This is a genomic window from Croceitalea sp. W27 (genome assembly GCF_055693185.1).
Genome location: NZ_CM146327.1, coordinates 1,129,203 through 1,145,951, shown reverse-complemented (window position 1 = coordinate 1,145,951; position 16,749 = coordinate 1,129,203). Strand labels below are relative to the sequence as shown.

16 protein-coding genes are annotated in these 16,749 nt (G+C 36.7%); 11 read left to right on the top strand and 5 right to left on the bottom strand.

Features of this window, described 5'->3' with window-relative positions:
• Positions 1 to 149: 149 nt before the first annotated feature.
• The 5 genes from ACZ1GR_RS05085 to ACZ1GR_RS05065 are packed head-to-tail and all read left to right on the top strand — an operon-like array spanning position 150 to position 5,370.
• On the top strand, positions 150 to 1,082 hold the full coding sequence (locus ACZ1GR_RS05085) for an ABC transporter ATP-binding protein (protein ID WP_472611134.1): 933 nt from the start codon (positions 150 to 152) through the stop codon (positions 1,080 to 1,082).
• On the top strand, positions 1,079 to 2,410 hold the full coding sequence (locus tag ACZ1GR_RS05080; protein WP_377765386.1) for an ABC transporter permease: 1,332 nt from the start codon (positions 1,079 to 1,081) through the stop codon (positions 2,408 to 2,410). The genes ACZ1GR_RS05085 and ACZ1GR_RS05080 overlap by 4 nt, the downstream gene beginning before the upstream one ends.
• A gap of 3 nt (positions 2,411 to 2,413) precedes the next feature.
• Positions 2,414 to 3,319: a mechanosensitive ion channel family protein gene (locus ACZ1GR_RS05075; RefSeq protein ID WP_377765385.1), complete on the top strand. Its 906-nt coding sequence runs from the start codon at positions 2,414 to 2,416 to the stop codon at positions 3,317 to 3,319.
• Positions 3,312 to 4,196: a DUF6268 family outer membrane beta-barrel protein gene (locus tag ACZ1GR_RS05070; RefSeq protein ID WP_472611133.1), complete on the top strand. Its 885-nt coding sequence runs from the start codon at positions 3,312 to 3,314 to the stop codon at positions 4,194 to 4,196. The genes ACZ1GR_RS05075 and ACZ1GR_RS05070 overlap by 8 nt, the downstream gene beginning before the upstream one ends.
• Before the next feature lie 10 nt (positions 4,197 to 4,206).
• Positions 4,207 to 5,370 (top strand): sigma-54-dependent transcriptional regulator, encoded by a 1,164-nt coding sequence (locus tag ACZ1GR_RS05065; protein WP_472611132.1) that lies wholly within the window; start codon positions 4,207 to 4,209, stop codon positions 5,368 to 5,370.
• Here the strand turns inward: ACZ1GR_RS05065 and ACZ1GR_RS05060 are convergent, their stop codons facing one another.
• Positions 5,371 to 6,081: a hypothetical protein gene (locus ACZ1GR_RS05060; RefSeq protein ID WP_472611131.1), complete on the bottom strand. Its 711-nt coding sequence runs from the start codon at positions 6,079 to 6,081 to the stop codon at positions 5,371 to 5,373. It abuts the gene before it with no gap.
• Between the two features lie 166 nt (positions 6,082 to 6,247).
• Between ACZ1GR_RS05060 and ACZ1GR_RS05055 the strand changes: the two genes are divergently transcribed.
• The 3 genes from ACZ1GR_RS05055 (at position 6,248) to ACZ1GR_RS05045 (ending at position 9,645) form a co-directional block, all read left to right on the top strand.
• Positions 6,248 to 7,132 (top strand): PPK2 family polyphosphate kinase, encoded by an 885-nt coding sequence (locus ACZ1GR_RS05055; protein ID WP_472611130.1) that lies wholly within the window; start codon positions 6,248 to 6,250, stop codon positions 7,130 to 7,132.
• Positions 7,129 to 8,526, top strand: coding sequence for a M20/M25/M40 family metallo-hydrolase (locus ACZ1GR_RS05050; protein ID WP_472611129.1), 1,398 nt, complete (start codon positions 7,129 to 7,131; stop codon positions 8,524 to 8,526). Before ACZ1GR_RS05055 ends, ACZ1GR_RS05050 begins: the two co-directional genes overlap by 4 nt.
• A 186-nt stretch (positions 8,527 to 8,712) precedes the next feature.
• Entirely contained in the window at positions 8,713 to 9,645 is a 933-nt protein-coding gene (locus ACZ1GR_RS05045; RefSeq protein WP_472611795.1) for a peptidylprolyl isomerase, read from the top strand.
• Positions 9,646 to 10,090: 445 nt separating this feature from the next.
• Here the strand turns inward: ACZ1GR_RS05045 and ACZ1GR_RS05040 are convergent, their stop codons facing one another.
• Positions 10,091 to 10,285 carry a cold-shock protein gene (locus ACZ1GR_RS05040; protein WP_275648494.1) on the bottom strand — a complete coding sequence of 65 codons (195 nt, stop codon included), beginning with the start codon at positions 10,283 to 10,285 and terminating at the stop codon, positions 10,091 to 10,093.
• 134 nt (positions 10,286 to 10,419) lie between these two features.
• Between ACZ1GR_RS05040 and ACZ1GR_RS05035 the strand changes: the two genes are divergently transcribed.
• Positions 10,420 to 10,962: a YfiT family bacillithiol transferase gene (locus tag ACZ1GR_RS05035; RefSeq protein ID WP_472611128.1), complete on the top strand. Its 543-nt coding sequence runs from the start codon at positions 10,420 to 10,422 to the stop codon at positions 10,960 to 10,962.
• Positions 10,963 to 11,059: 97 nt separating this feature from the next.
• On the opposite strand, the gene ACZ1GR_RS05030 is transcribed toward ACZ1GR_RS05035, so the two are convergent.
• Positions 11,060 to 11,485 (bottom strand): GNAT family N-acetyltransferase, encoded by a 426-nt coding sequence (locus ACZ1GR_RS05030; protein WP_472611127.1) that lies wholly within the window; start codon positions 11,483 to 11,485, stop codon positions 11,060 to 11,062.
• Positions 11,476 to 12,030, bottom strand: coding sequence for a thioredoxin family protein (locus tag ACZ1GR_RS05025; protein WP_472611126.1), 555 nt, complete (start codon positions 12,028 to 12,030; stop codon positions 11,476 to 11,478). Before ACZ1GR_RS05025 ends, ACZ1GR_RS05030 begins: the two co-directional genes overlap by 10 nt.
• 186 nt (positions 12,031 to 12,216) lie before the next feature.
• Between ACZ1GR_RS05025 and ACZ1GR_RS05020 the strand changes: the two genes are divergently transcribed.
• A complete protein-coding gene (locus ACZ1GR_RS05020) occupies positions 12,217 to 13,134 on the top strand; it encodes a bile acid:sodium symporter family protein (RefSeq protein ID WP_472611125.1) in 918 nt (305 codons plus the stop codon).
• A complete protein-coding gene (locus ACZ1GR_RS05015) occupies positions 13,131 to 14,192 on the top strand; it encodes a 1-acyl-sn-glycerol-3-phosphate acyltransferase (protein ID WP_472611124.1) in 1,062 nt (353 codons plus the stop codon). The genes ACZ1GR_RS05020 and ACZ1GR_RS05015 overlap by 4 nt, the downstream gene beginning before the upstream one ends.
• Here ACZ1GR_RS05015 and ACZ1GR_RS05010 read toward each other — a convergent pair.
• Positions 14,167 to 16,692, bottom strand: coding sequence for a M14 family zinc carboxypeptidase (locus tag ACZ1GR_RS05010; RefSeq protein ID WP_472611123.1), 2,526 nt, complete (start codon positions 16,690 to 16,692; stop codon positions 14,167 to 14,169). The genes ACZ1GR_RS05015 and ACZ1GR_RS05010 overlap by 26 nt on opposite strands.
• Positions 16,693 to 16,749: the final 57 nt, after the last annotated feature.

Below are 16,749 nucleotides of genomic sequence, written 5' to 3'. Positions count from 1 at the left end.
TTCTTTTTCATAGCAATTTTTTTCCCATCCTTGATTTGTTTTAAGGGTGGGTTTTGTTTTTAGGGCAATTTCAATTAAGAAATGTGCCTTTTTAATAAAGTTGGCAATAGAACCTTTTCGATATCTTTACCACTAATAAAAATAACTGAATGAGCCATATACTTGTTGCCGAGGGGGTTTCTAAAAAATTTGGAACACACACCGCACTAAGCAACATTTCCCTTGAAATTCCTAAAAATTGTATCTACGGTTTGCTCGGTCCTAATGGAGCTGGTAAGACTACTTTAATTCGGATCATTAATCAAATCTCGTTTCCTGATACCGGAAAAGTATTTTTTGATGGTGAACTTTTAGCACCTCACCATATTGCGGCTATAGGTTATTTACCAGAAGAAAGAGGCCTGTATAAAAGTATGAAAGTAGGGGAGCAGGCGCTCTATTTGGCACAATTAAAAGGACTTTCTAAAACGGAAGCAAAAAAACGCTTAAAATTTTGGTTTGAGAAATTCGAAATAGGAGATTGGTGGAACAAGAAAATACAAGAACTATCAAAGGGAATGGCCCAGAAAATACAGTTTATTGTTACCGTATTGCACGAACCAAAACTGCTTATTTTTGATGAACCCTTTAGCGGGTTTGACCCGATTAATGCCAATAAGATAAAAGATGAGATTCTGTCTTTAAAAGAAAAAGGAACTTCCATTATTTTTTCAACCCATCGAATGGAATCTGTTGAAGAGTTATGCGAATATATTGCACTGCTTCATGAATCTGAAAAGTTATTGGACGGGAAACTTTCAAATATAAAAAAGGCCTACAAGAACAATGTGTTTAAGATAGGTTTGCAAACTGAAGAAAATACCGAAAGCCTGTTACAGGATTTAAATGAGGCCTTTGAAATTACGCATTCAGAATTCAACGCCGAGGAAAAACAGTTTTATTTTACCGTAAAATTACCTTCAGATGATACTTCGATCATCCTTAAGAAATTAGCGGCTTTGGGAAACATTAATCATTTTAATGAAACGATACCTTCGGCAAACGATATTTTTATACAAACCGTTAATTCTAAGAACGCATGAGCAAGCTTAAATTGATAATAAAGCGGGAGTATTTAGCGAAAGTTCGAAACAAGTCTTTCGTGATTATGACATTTTTGAGTCCTATTTTAATGGTAGGCATGATAGTTTTGATTGCATTCTTGACCAAGGTGAACGATAGTGAGAAAAGAACAATAGCGGTATTAAATGAGAGTGATTACTTTTCAAATGAATTTAATGCATCGGCATCTGTTTCTTATATAAAGTATAAAGATTTAGACCTTGAAACTGCCAAAGATTCTACCCTTTCAATGGGCTTATATGGACTGCTTTATATTCCTAAAGAAGAGAGTCTAGAGAAAGTATCTAACGGTGCCTTTTTATATACTAAGGATAACCCGGTAAGTTATATTTTAGAAAGGTTGGAACGGGTTTTTGAAAATCGCCTGAGGCAAGACAGGTTGCAAAAAATAGGGGTTTCCTCAGAAGATTTTGCAAGTATCGAAAAGAATTTTGATATACGAACGGCAACTTTTAAAGGCGAAGAAAACGTAAAAGGACTAAATATGATGAAAGCTTTTGTTGGTGGGGCATTTGGTTACCTGATTATGATGTTTATCATTATTTATGGGGGCTTTGTAATGCGAAGTGTAATCGAAGAAAAAACAAGCCGAATAATCGAGGTGATTATTTCTTCGGTTAAACCGTTTCAATTGATGTTAGGTAAGATTATTGGTACCTCGTTGGCTGGATTAACGCAATTTGCTATCTGGATTTTCTCAGCTTCATTATTGCTCATTGTTGCTTTGTTGGTACTCGATATCGATTTGGGTGTTATGGCTTCAAACCCTGCGTTAACCTCTAACCCTATGATGAATATGCCAACTCCGCAAGAAAATGAAATGGAGTTTTGGGCAAAAGAATTCTTCAATCTACCATTATTGTTATTATTGGTGTCTTTTATTATTTATTTTATACTAGGCTATTTAATTTATAGTTCTATTTATGCTGCTATTGGTGCCGCGGTGGATAATGAAACGGATACCCAACAATTTATATTTCCAATAATTTTACCTTTGATGTTGGCAATTTATGTAGGTTTCTTTTCGGTTTTTAGTAATCCTCATGGACCAATAGCCGTTGGTTTTTCTCTTTTTCCACTGACCTCACCTATTGTGATGCTAATGCGATTGCCTGGCGGAATAGGCGAAGGTGGTGTGCCTTTATGGCAATTAGTAACAAGTATTGTACTTTTAATTATTACCTTTTTGGGTATCGTTTGGCTTGCCGCCAAAATATATCGAGTAGGTATATTAATGTATGGTAAAAAACCTACCTATCGTGAATTATTTAAATGGTTAAAATACTAGCACATGCTTCAAGATGAAGAAAATGGTATAGAAGAAATCATCAAAGAAGATATCTGGGGCTCTATTGAAGAGTTTTTGGGTTTGGGTTTTCACTACGGTGAAGGTGAAAATTCAATTCATATTACCGTTGGGCTTTTACTTCTGCTAACGGTGACCATGATAATGACAGGTTTTGTCTTAAAATGGCTCCGCAAATTATTTACCCGTAAAATGGAAAGTGACGATAAGTTGAAATTTATCAGCATTTTCAAGTTTATTAAATATGTAGTTTATGTCGTTGTTATTTTATTAACAATGAGTGCTGCGGGTATTAATGTAACGGTTATTCTGACCGCTTCCGCTGCACTATTTGTGGGTCTGGGTCTTGCCTTACAAGAGTTGTTTCAAGATATTATCGGTGGTATATTCATAATAATAGATAAATCGCTTAGAGTTGGTGATATTGTGGAGGTAAATGGTAAAGTCGGAAAGGTATTTGAGATCAAGTTACGAACAACAAGGGCCATTACGAGAGACGACAAGGTTATTATCATACCTAATCATCACTTTATAAGTGATATTATTTATAACTATACGCAGAACCATAAAAGTACTCGTGAAAAGGTTAGTGTCGGTGTTGCCTACGGAAGTGATGTTGAATTGGTGACCAACTTGTTGTTAGAAGCCGTAGGTGAACAAAAAGGGGCTTTAAAAAATCCGAAACCGTTTGTGCTGTTTGATGATTTTGGAGATTCTGCATTACTTTTTTCGGTAAATTTTTTTATTAATGATAGTTTTAGTGACCCAAGAATAAAAAGTGAAATACGTTATCGTATAGATACAAAGTTTAGGGCCAATAATATTAGTATTCCATTCCCGCAGCGTGACGTTCACATTATTCAACAACAGCTTAATAAGGATAATGTATAATACCGGCGTTACTAGTATTGGAGTTCTAATTTTACTGTTTTTTGCTGGTATTTTTTGTCATGCCCAGAGCACCGATCTATTGCGGATAGAAACAACCCACGTTCCCGAAAACAATAGCGGAATCGAAACAACGAGATATCGATTTCTGGTAAATGTTCCTATTAAATTGAAGAATGATAAGTATTTGGTGACCGGTGCGGAATACAACCGTTTTGACTTTGAAACTTCGGTGCAATTTCCTTTTGAGACCAGAGAACTTAACCGCCTATATGTAATAGACTTAAATCTTGGTTATATTACAAAATGGAATGATAACTGGCGTTTAATAGGTATTGTAACACCCCGTTTGGCTTCAAATTTTACTGGAGAAATTTTGGCCGAGGATATGCGGTTGAATTTAACGGCTACTTTACTAAAGGATGTTAAGGACATTGAAAAACCTTTTCGTTTAGCTTTAGGACTGGCGTACAATAGTAATGCAGGGCTGCCTTTTCCTTTGCCTCTGGTAAGTTACTATAAAAGGTTTCATCCAAATTGGTCATATACCCTTGGTATTCCTAGAATGAACTTTAAATATCACCCTTCAAAAAAACATACCTTACAAACGGCATTATTATTGGATGGCTACTATATAAATATTCAAAATGATATTGTGCTGCCAGACGCTGAACTAGGTAGCAATATTTCGCTATCCGCATTAGTAGGGGCTTTTGGATATCAATATCATATAACTAAGTACATTTCGCTCTACGGCCTATTTGGCTATACCTTGACACAGAACGGGGTCTTGCGAGACGATTGGCGTAACGAAGTTTTTCTCTTGAACAATCAGGGAAATATGTACTTTAGGGGAGGTTTTAAAATTGGAATTTTTTAAATAAAAAAGAATGTCAAAAATACTGGTAATAGAGGACGAGGCGGCGATTAGAAGAGTTTTGGTGAAAATATTAAGTGAAGAAAGTGATTCGTACAATGTGCAAGAGGCAGAAGACGGACTTAAGGGTATCGAAACCATTAAAAAGGAAGATTTTGACCTAGTACTTTGCGATATTAAAATGCCAAAAATGGATGGGGTCGAAGTTCTTGAGGCCGCTAGAAAGCTAAAGCCTGAAATTCCCTTTATTATGATATCCGGTCACGGCGATTTAGACACCGCAGTAAACACGATGCGTTTAGGAGCTTTTGACTATATCTCAAAACCACCGGATCTGAATCGTTTATTGACCACAGTGCGTAATGCGCTCGACAGAAAAGAATTGGTTGTTGAAAATAAGATTCTCAAGAAAAAGGTCAGCAAAAATTATGAGATGATCGGTGAGAGCAAAGAAATCGGTGCTATTAAAGATATGATCGAAAAAGTTGCCCCTACCGATGCACGTGTTCTTATAACCGGTTCTAACGGTACAGGTAAAGAATTGGTAGCCCATTGGATCCATGAAAAAAGCCAACGTTCTTCTGCCCCTTTTATCGAAGTTAATTGTGCTGCAATTCCTTCAGAACTTATTGAAAGTGAGCTTTTCGGGCACGTTAAAGGGGCGTTTACTTCGGCTGTGAAAGATAGAGCTGGAAAGTTTGAGGCAGCGAATAAGGGCACTATATTTTTAGATGAAATAGGAGACATGAGCCTTTCTGCCCAAGCTAAAGTTTTGAGAGCTTTACAAGAAAGTAAAATTTCTCGTGTAGGTACCGATAAGGATATTAAGGTAGATGTGCGGGTAGTAGCTGCTACAAATAAAGACCTAAAAAAGGAAATTGAAGAAGGTAATTTTAGGGAGGACCTTTATCATCGTTTGGCGGTTATTTTAATAAAGGTTCCCTCTTTAAATGACCGAAGAGATGATATACCAATGCTAATTTCGCACTTTGCAAAAAAGATTGCCACGGAACAGGGCACGGCACCAAAAGACTTTTCTAAAAAAGCTGTCGAATTGCTGAAGACCTACGATTGGACCGGTAATGTACGAGAGCTACGTAACGTAATAGAACGTTTAATAATATTAGGAGGAAAAGAAGTAACCGAAGATGATGTAAAGCTTTTTGCGAGCAAATAGTTATTTACAATCTTTTAGTTTGGTAAGTGCGTTTGCCGTTACTTCTTTAATTCGTTTATGAAAATGTCTTTTACCCGGTGAAACATTTTCATCTATTGATTTTTGTGAAGAGGTTTCATGGGTTTCTTGCACATAATTTAAAGCAGTAGCACAGTCATTTGCAGCAATCATATGCTCTAAAGACTTTTGAAATTTAGCTACTCCGTTTTCTATTTTATCAGAAAGTGTTCGTCCTTCCAACTCCATAATATCGTTGACAATCACGTTAGACTGTTTGGTATTCATGGTTAAAAATCCCTCACCATAAGTGCTTTTGTTGTTTTTTTTATACTTCGTTAAGGCGTCAATACTAAGCGCTGTGTTTTTAAGCGCTATCTCAACAAAAGTCTTGGCGTCATAAATAGAAGGTGACTTTGTTGCATTTTTTAGATTCAGTTTTGTACGATCTATACTTTGGATGGCAGTGTCACAACCACAGTCTTTAAAGCTGTTTTTGGCTCTTTCGATTCCTGTTAAAGCTTTGTAAGCGTGGTATTTTACCATTTTAAACTCATCAGCTTCATAAGCAAGTAAAGTTTGGTCTTTAATATAGATAGAGTTATTGTTGGCAAACTCACAAGCGTTGTAGCTAGTGAAAGAGGTTATTGGTAATAGGCCAAATATACCGAGTAGGGCGGTAATAAGAAGTATATGGCTTCGGTAGGTTTTCATTATAATAAATTTGGGATTCTAAAGATATGGTAGCACTAAAAGATTAAAAAAATCTATCGGTAGAAAGCCCGAATTCTCTGCGTTCTGCATGCTTAAAACAAAAATATCGTTAAACAGTAGTGTTTTTACGAGAACTGAATTTTGAAATTTATGTATCTTACCTCTTATGAATGAATTAAAAGAAAAAAGCTTTCGCGTAAAAGGGCAAGTGAAGCTTTCAGAAATTGATACTTTACAAGATTTTGGGCGCTCTGATAAAGAACTGAAGAAAGAACTAGAAGATGTAAGAGAAGCACTGGGTAAATTTCAAGACACTCTTTATGCTCACAGTAAATATGGTGTTTTGGTCTGTTTACAGGGCATGGATACTTCTGGGAAAGATAGTCTAATACGCGAAGTATTTAAAGATTTCAATGTTAGGGGCGTAGTAGTCCATAGTTTTAAAGTGCCTACAGAACTTGAGCTAAAGCATGATTATTTGTGGCGACATTATATTGCGTTACCGGCAAGGGGCAAATTCAGTGTATTTAACCGTACGCACTATGAGAATGTTTTGGTTACAAAGGTTCATCCAGAATATATTTTAGGTGAAAACATTCCTGGTATCAATAATGTATCAGATATTGATGAGATTTTTTGGGATAATAGATACCGCCAAATCAATGATTTTGAAAAGCATATTGCTGAAAATGGCACATTGATTTTTAAGTTCTTTCTACATCTTTCAAAAGAAGAACAGCGACAGCGTTTGCTAAGAAGATTGGAGCTAAAAGAAAAAAATTGGAAATTTTCCCCTGGTGATTTAAAAGAGCGCAAGCTTTGGCACTTATATCAAGAGTGTTATGAAGAGGCTATAAATAAAACCTCGAAATCGCATGCCCCTTGGTACATTATTCCTGCAGATAATAAAAAAGCAGCGCGTTTGACCGTAGCTTCTATCCTTTTGGAAGCGTTAAAAAAATACAAAGATATTGAGGAGCCCGAGTTAGACGAAAAAATAAAGGCTAACTTGGAGAACTTCAAAGAAGAATTGGAAAAAGAAAACAAATGAGAATTCTAGTATTACTTATTATATTGTGTATTTCGGGCTCGACAATTGGGCAGTCTGATGATGAAAAACAGCTAAAAGCTATATATGATAAGGCTTTAACCGATGGCAAGGCTTATGAATGGTTAAATTACCTATCGAATCAAATAGGTGGACGTTTGTCGGGCTCTGTAGAGGCACAACAGGCTGTAGAATATACAAAAAGGCAGATGGATTCTCTTGGGCTGGATAGGGTTTGGCTACAACCGGTTATGGTGCCAAAGTGGACCAGGGGAACTCCTGAATTTGCCTATATAGAAACTAAGCCAGGTTTAACTACCAATGTGCCCATTTGTGCACTTGGTGGTTCTGTTGCAACACCAGATGGTGGATTAAAGGGAAATGTAATTGAAGTTCAGGGTATTGAAGATTTAGAAACCCTAGGGGCAGAAAAAATAAAAGGGAAAATAGTCTTCTTTAATCGCCCCATGGATCCCACGAAAATAAGCACTTTTGAGGCGTATTCAGGTTGTGTAGATCAGCGTTACTCAGGCGCTGAAGCTGCAGGAAAATATGGCGCTGCCGGGGTAATTGTAAGGTCTATGAATTTGCGCTTAGACGATTATCCACATACCGGTTCTATGGGTTATGGCGAAACATCAATTGCAAATAGAATACCCGCAGCCGCAATTAGCACCAAGGGTGCAGAATTACTTAGTACGACGTTAAAGTTGAATCCTGATGTGAAATTTTATTTTAAACAGAATTGTAGGCAATATGCCGATGTAGAATCGTACAATGTTATAGGTGAAATACGGGGTTCAGTATATCCTAACGAGGTTATGGTCGTTGGTGGCCATTTAGATTCTTGGGATTTAGGTGACGGTTCTCATGATGATGGTGCGGGTGTGGTGCAGAGTATGGATGTACTTCGTTTAATCAAAGCAAGTGGGTATAAACCCAAAAGAACCATACGTGCGGTTCTTTTTATGAACGAAGAAAATGGTCTACGAGGTGGAAATAAATATGCTGAAGTGGCCAAAAACAAAAAAGAAAATCATGTATTCGCCCTTGAGAGTGATGCTGGCGGATTTACGCCTCGTGGCTTTTCTTTTGATTGTTCCGATGAAGATTTTAAACAGGTTTTGGGTTGGAAGAGTCTTTTCGAGCCCTATTTGATTCATATGTTCGTTAAAGGGGGTAGCGGTGCCGATATAGGACCTTTAAAAGATGAAGGATTAGTACTTGCAGGATTAAGACCCGATTCACAACGTTATTTTGACCATCATCATGCTGAGAATGATACTTTTGAACATGTTAACAAAAGAGAATTAGAACTGGGTGCTGCAACTATGGCCAGCTTGGTGTATTTGGTCGACAAGTACGGTTTTCAACAGCAAAAGAAGGTGAAAGGGTGATTTTGGCTAGATTTTATTGAGTCTTATCTTTTTTCTGAGAGGAATATCACCATACTTTTATGGTAGATTTCTAAACACCTCTCAGGTATTCCGATTTTTCAAAATTTCTGTAGAAAAGCTTTTGTCCAAGAAATTTTTATAAAGTCTAAAAACCCCTACCTTTGCCGCTCAATAAAAATGAGTACGATGCAAGACGGTATTTACGCAAAATTTAATACTACAAAAGGCGAGATTTTAGTAAAATTAACCCACGATAAAACCCCAGGAACAGTAGGTAACTTTGTTGCCCTTGCCGAGGGAAATATGGAAAATAAGGCCAAGCCACAGGGTAAACCTTATTACGACGGTCTAAAATTTCATAGGGTAATTCCAGATTTCATGATACAAGGAGGGTGCCCGCAAGGAACCGGAACTGGAAGCCCAGGATATCAATTCGATGATGAGTTTCATCCTGAACTGAATCACTCTGAGCCAGGAGTTTTATCTATGGCAAATGCTGGCCCAGGTACAAATGGAAGTCAATTTTTTATCACTCATGTGCCAACACCTTGGTTAGATAATAAGCATACGGTTTTTGGTCATGTTGAACACGGACAAGAAATTGTAGATACTATAGCTCAAGGAGATACGATAGATAGTTTAGAAATCGTAAGATCTGGAGTTGAGGCAGAAAATTGGAACGCAATTGAAGCTTTCCGCACTTTTGAAGGCTCTCGCGCAAAGAGAATTGCAGAAGAAAAAGCTAAAGCCGAAGCTGCCATGGAGAAGCTGGCTGCAGGTTTTGATAAAACAGAATCTGGATTGCGTTATAAAATGATTCAAACTGGTTCTGGTGCCAAAGCAGAAAAAGGGAAGACCGTGTCGGTTCATTATGAAGGTAGTTTGCCAAACGGGCAGGTTTTTGATTCTTCTTTTAAAAGAAATCAACCAATAGATTTTCAACTTGGCGTAGGGCAGGTAATATCTGGTTGGGATGAAGGAATTTCATTATTGAAAGTAGGTGATAAGGCCCGCTTTGTAATTCCGTCGCATTTAGGTTATGGTAGTGCCGGTGCGGGGGGAGTGATACCACCAGATGCAACTTTAATATTTGATGTTGAATTGATGGATGTCAAATAGTAGAGCGTAAAAGACTTTAAAAAAGAAAAGCTTCCTATTTCAGGAGGCTTTTTTATTTTGCACTATTAAGACTGACCAATAATAAAAAAATATTGATGATCAGTAAAAAAAGTAGAATCGTAAAGAATGTGTTCATAAGGGTATCGGTTATTTTTTACAAAAAATGACGCTTTCACGTATAACAACTTAACGCAGAAAAACCCTACTTATTTTTTAGATTTACTAATACTCGCAAATAACATAAAAATATTAATGGCAAGCAGTATAGAAAGTATTCCAAAAAAGGTAATCATGGTTATCTTCATTTAAAGTCTGGGGAACTTATATTGTTTAACAATAAGAGGCAATATTTTGCATTGGTTGCGTAAAAAGTTAAACAAAATGAAAATAAAAAACCCCGGCCGTTTGGCGGGGGTTTATACTATAAAAAAGTGTGCTGTTTACCTTAATCTATAACTTGTACATTTACGGCGTTCAATCCTTTTTTACCTTGTTGTAGTTCGAATTCTACAACATCACCTTCACGAATCTCATCGATTAAGCCTGAAATGTGTACAAAGTGATCTGTGTTTGAACCGTCTTCAGTGATAAAACCATAACCTTTAGAATCATTGAAGAATTTTACTGTTCCTTTACTCATAATAAATATTAAAAAAAATTAATTGAGGTGCAAAAATACAATTAATTTGTTGGTAATGAGGAATTTTATTTTAATTCTTTGTAAGTTTTCTATTAAATAAAGTGAAAGTCTAACTAGAAATTGTAGTTTAAAATATGGAAAAAGATACCTTGGAGCACTTAAAATACCCCATTGGTAAATACGAGATACCAAAGCCGATAACTACCGAACATTTAAATGATTGGATTGCAATTCTGGAACACTTGCCCGCTAAATTGGAGGCATTGGTAAAGGGCCTTTCGGAAGAACAATTAGAGACTCCTTATAGACCAGACGGTTGGACTGTTAGACAGGTAGTTCATCATATTTCAGATAGTCATCATCATAGCTATATCCGTTTCAAATGGGCACTGACTGAAGACAACCCAATAATAAAACCCTACTTTGAAAAAGAATGGTCAAACTTGTTCGATGCAAGAACTGCACCTATTCAAATGTCTTTAAATCATTTGAGTGCTGTACATGCTAAGCTGGTGTATTTGTTAAAAGGCCTTTCGGTCGAAGACTTGCAGAGAAAATTCACGCATCCTGAAGGCAACCAAGAAACCACGCTAGCCGAAAATGTAGGCCGCTATGCCTGGCACGGAAGCCATCATTTTGCACATATCAAAAATCTCATAGAAAGAAATGTTTGGTAGTTAAAGTTTTTTAACCATTAGCCACATTTCTTTTTCTTCGTCGAGAACATGGGGTAAATGAATAAAAGCTTCTTTGAGTACATCAAAGCCATGATTTTTATAAAAAGTTTAAAGGCTTACCTTTCTTCATGGCATATAACCAAAGAACTTTCTTTTGGTATTTCTTACCTAAATCATAAACAAATTCCAATGTTTTGCTACCTATACCCATCCCCGAATATGATTTGAGCAAGTAGATTTTATTAAGTAAAAGATTCCGTTTAGGGATGTTCTTTTCTTGCTCTACGTCAAAAGTAAGATTTAAAATACCCACATTGCTAGTGCCTGCTTTTATCAAATAAAATAGCTGTTTAGGGTCTTTCAGTGCATTTAAAATAGGTACTTCTTTAAGGTATGCGTCAATAAATGGAGTTGGATCGTTATTCTGCCATAGGTGGAGGTAGTGTTCTTTGTATGATTGTATACCAACGGCTATATAATCATTAATATTTTCCTTTGTAACAGCATCAATGGTTACTTCCATTTTATATTGCAGCCTATACTTGGTTTTTGATTTTCATCAATTGTTTTATTATTTAAAAGACTATCCAGTGCATTACGCAGGTCGTTGCCGGTTAAGAGTATTCCGTTACCTGGTCTAGAATCGTCCAGTTGACCGCGATATGCTAGATTTAAATCAGAATCGAACAAATAGAAGTCTGGAGTGCAAGCAGCATCATAAGCCTTGGCAGTCTCTTGACTTGAATCATATAAGTAAGGAAATGGGTACCCTTCCTGATCTGCTACCTTAGTCATTAAATCCGGTGCGTCTTGAGGATAATTTTCCACATCATTGCTTGAAATCGCAATAAAACTGATTCCTTTTTTTTGGTAAGCATTTCCTAACCGTACTATCTCTGGATTCACATGTATGACAAAAGGGCAATGGTTACAGATAAACATTACTACGGTACCTTTTTCCCCTTTTAATTGTTGTAAACCTAAAACAGTGTCGCTAACAGTGTCAAAAAGCTCAAAATCAGGAGCTTTAGTCCCTAGGGCCAGCATATTGCTCGGTGTTCTCGCCATTATTTTCTCAGTTATTTATTTTTAATGCAAAGTTAATTCTTATCGATTAAACTGCAGGTGATTAAATTTCACCTTGAGTTAGTTCCTTAATAGGAATGCGGTTACAGACCTTATTAGCGAATATCTTATCTTAGATGTTATTGCATTCTATTTTAATATGCCGAACCGACCAAAAATGACTATTATTTGGAGCAAATCATAGATAACGTTCATATAAAATTTGACCCTAGCACGCTTTGGACCTTGAATATGGCTTTAGCCCTGGTGATGTTCGGAATTGCCTTAGAAATCTCAGTAAAGGATTTTAAAGAACTATTTAAAAAACCGAAAGTCGTAATTACAGGCGTATTCAGTCAGTTTGTAGTGCTGCCTTTTGTGACCTTTTTATTGGTTTGGCTATTGCGACCACTGCCTAGTATTGCATTGGGGATGTTTATGGTCGCTGCTTGCCCGGGAGGCAATATTTCTAATTTTATTACGCATCTTGCTAAAGGTAATACTGCCCTTTCTGTTACCTTGACCGCTATTGCAACCTTGTTAGCCATAGTGATGACGCCGCTCAACCTTCAATTTTGGGGTTCACTTTATGAACCTACCGAAATTCTCTTGAAAGAAGTTGCTATTTATCCAATAGAAATGATAAAACTGGTAGCATTACTGCTAGGTCTTCCATTAGTTTTAGGTATGTTGGTCAACTATTTAAAACCTCTGTTAGCCATTAAATTGGCCAAGGTTTTTAAGATAGTATCGCTGCTGTTTTTTGTAACATTGATATTTTTGGCGCTCTATAAAAACAGGGGTATTTTTTTAGAATATGTGTTCTATGTTTTTTGGATTGTAATACTTCACAACCTACTTGCTTTCTTAACTGGGTTTTCACTCGCTAGAGCTATGGGTTTTTCTAAAGAGAATGTAAAGAGTATTACTATTGAAACAGGTATTCAAAATTCTGGATTGGGATTGTTGTTGATCTTCACTTTTTTTGATGGATTAGGTGGAATGGCCTTATTGACTGCTTTTTGGGGTATATGGCATTTAGTATCAGGTTTGGTGTTGGCAAGTGTGTGGGGTTATAAACCAATTAAAAAAGAAGAATTGGTTTGAGGCAAATCGGATATTATTTTTTTAAATATTGGATCTCATTAGGTCTCTTTTTTTATTTTAAGAAAATAAGGATTACTGGTTTGGATGATATGCCATCTAATAAACCGACACTCCTTCTTTCCAATCACCAGAACGCTTTGTTAGATGTATTGCTAATTGCTACAAAAAGTAATCTTAAACCTTGGTATTTAACACGTTCAGATGTTTTTAAGAATAAGCTTTTTAGTCCTCTGTTTTATTTTTTACAGATGTTGCCTATTTACCGGATGCGGGATGGGAAGGATACTTTAGCAAAAAATGAGGCTATCTTCAATCGTTGCGGAGATTTATTGGCAGATAGACAAACATTGCTCATTTTTCCTGAAGCAAACCACAATTTAAAACGTCGGGTCAGACCTTTGAGCAAGGGTTTTACCCGAATAATATTTAAAGCCTTTGAGCAGAATCCTGATTTGGATTTACAATTAGTTCCAATCGGCCAAAACTATAAATCGGCGGCTAGTTTTCCCGATAGTACGGCCCTGTGTTTTGGTAAGCCAATAGCTGTTCAAGATTTATTAGAAGAGCACACTAACAAAACGGTTTCGCAAATTAAATTGACTGTAACCAAACAATTAAAGCAGTTAACCACTCATATTGATAGTGAAACTGGGTATGACTATATTTTAACCGCATTAAAGAATGAAGGTATAGATTTTTTAAACCCTGAATTAGCCAATAATTCGATTAAGAACTTAGATGCAAAAGGGTTTTTAAAAACAGAAGCAAAACACCAAGTTTTGAATAAAATCATGAAATGGATATTTGTTTTACTGAATCTTCCGCTAGTATTCGTTTGGCGCACTTTTATTAAACCTAAGGTTCCAGAACCAGAATTTATGAGCACCTTTCGATTTGCATTTTCAATGATAGCTTATCCGATATGTTATTTATTATTTCTGGCACTCCTGGCGAATGTCTTTTCCATAAAAAAAGCATGCCTAATTATTGTATTGCATGCTTTTTGTAACATTCTTTTCGTAAAATTCGCGCTTACATCATCGGTCCAAAGAAAATAGCGTTCATAAGCAACTTATTGGTGCCATACCAAAATGCTCTAAAGTTAGTATTATCCGTAAATAGAATTACACGTCCTCTACCCATTCGAGTTACTTTAAAGGGAACACTGCTTTTAATTAATTCGGCATTCTCTTCAGAAATATAACCGCTCTGTAATGGGTTATTGGTGTATTGAATCGGGTTGTTATAGCTATTTTTATCAGGTTTTATGTAAATGTTGGTATTTCTGAATAAGGATATTTTAGTATTCTTATAGCCATAATTTATGGGGTGTGAGCGATCTTGCGTTGCTTCAAAAATTGCGCCCCCAGTAACTTGTGCTCCCAAGAAATCTCCTTTTTGGTCAAAAGAAATATTTTTTGCAACCAAAGAGTCTTTCTTTAGTTCCATTTTCATTAACCCATTTTTCTTGTACCAGTTTGCCACATTACGGTAACCAATTACCGTTCCTCCATCTTTTACCCATTCTTTAACCTTATCAGCCCCTTTTTTATCTAAGATATTACTGCCCCATCCGCTAGGGAGAATCAAATCGGTGTATTTATCCAAATCGACACTATTAAAATATTCAGTATCTATTTTGGTGATTTTCATATCATAACGCGTATCGAATAAATGCCAAATTTCACCCGCATCATAAGAACGCACGCCATCGCCTACTAGAATGGCCACTTTCTGTTTTCTAACGGGGTCGAAATCGTTACTTCCTAAATCAATTCCCTTTGTGAGCCCTGTAGCAACACCTGTAATTTGCAGCTGATTTTCTTCTGCAATTTTACCTAAAAAACTATGAAGTTCTTGAGCGTTTAGTTTTTGATTTTGCACAGGAATCATAATGGTGCCATAATCATAATTTTTGCCCTCAAGACTAAAAGGTGACTTCGCGGTTTTTGCCCTTAAGCCTTTTTCTAGAATTGCATTTAAAGCGCGCGGGGTATAATACTCATGCCATTCGAACAAATAAGCATAATTGCTTTGTCGGCTAATTGAACCCGTAAGGGGTTTAAAATCTGTAACCTGATTACCGGCATTTGCTAGCGAGGTTAATTCTGCGTAATCTAAATTAAACGACAAAGGTAATGTCCAGGCAGAGACGTCATAGAAAAGACTGTCTGTAAACGTTGTTCTTTTTTCGAACATGGCATTGATAAGTCTTGGATTTTTCTGATTTAGCGGCACTACATAACTCGATCCTTTTTTATATGATTTTCCCGCAATGGTAGCATCGGAAGCCAGTTCATGAAATTTAATTTTATGGCGGTTTAGAATTTCTGCTAAATGCCAAGCTCTTGAGGCATCTTTACCATCGCCAAAAACGTATCCTTTTGTTCTATTACGAGCTGCTTCGTTCTTAATATCGCTATAAAACTTGCGTTGGTAATCCAAAATTTTAGAACGCATATTCTTTGCCGCATCGATGGTAGATAAGGCCGTAGTGAATTGGTTACGGATTGTAAAAGGGAAAGTCAATATTCCGTTTTCACTTTCTTGAATGTGACCGCGAGAACTACCTTGTTCAAAAAGGATTCCAATACTTCCGTTTACATCAGGAAAAGTTGAACCTTTTCCGTAGTAATAGTCATCATAGTTTTCTTCAGAATAATACAGCGAACCTATTTTATCCAATGCTTTGGCATGATAAGTTCCTATTTCCGCTGTTAATTCTTGATTTATTTTTGGTGTAAGCGGATTTACCCTTGTTGGCTCACCTGGTTGAAAAAAGAAAGTGGAATTTGTACCCATCTCATGATGGTCCGTTAAGATGTTTGGCAGCCATTTGTGAAAAGTCTTTATTCTCGCACGACTTTCGGGCAATTGTACAGGTAGCCAGTCTCTATTCATATCGAACCAATAGTGGTTTGTGCGACCGCCCGGCCAAACCTCATGATATTCTCTTTCATTGCCATCAGGATTAAGATTTTGACTTCTATTGGTATTAGCCCAATATGCAAAACGTTGCAGACCATCAGGATTAAAACTTGGGTCTAAAAGAATTACCATGTTGTCTAACATTGCCTCTATTTCTGGCCCTTGGGCTGCAGCTAAATAATAAGCATATGCCAATGAAGCATTGGATCCGCTAGGTTCATTGCCATGAATGGAAAACCCTTGATATACCACTATGGGCATTTCAGAAGTATTTAAATTGTTAGAGCCGCTTTCGCTCAAGGCGATATGGTCTATACGTAGCTGCTCTAGGTTATTATGATTTTTTGCTGAAGTAACAGTGAGCAATAAAATAGGCCTTCCCTCAAAAGTTTTACCTCTGGTTTCGATGGTCATTCTATCACTGGCCTTGGCCAAAGCTTGCATATAGAAAACCAGTTTGTCATGGGTAACATGCCATTCACCAACCTCGTGACCAATAATTTCGGCGGGCTTCGGAATTTTCGAATCATAAGAAACATCTTGGGGTAAATAATAATCTAACGATACCTTGTCTTGAGCAAATAGGGCTAAAGTGGTTGTTAAAAATAAGAGCGTAAAGAATTCCTTCATGGTTGATTTTTTAATTATCTAAAAATAAAAAACGACCTGCGGAAACAGGTCGTTTTA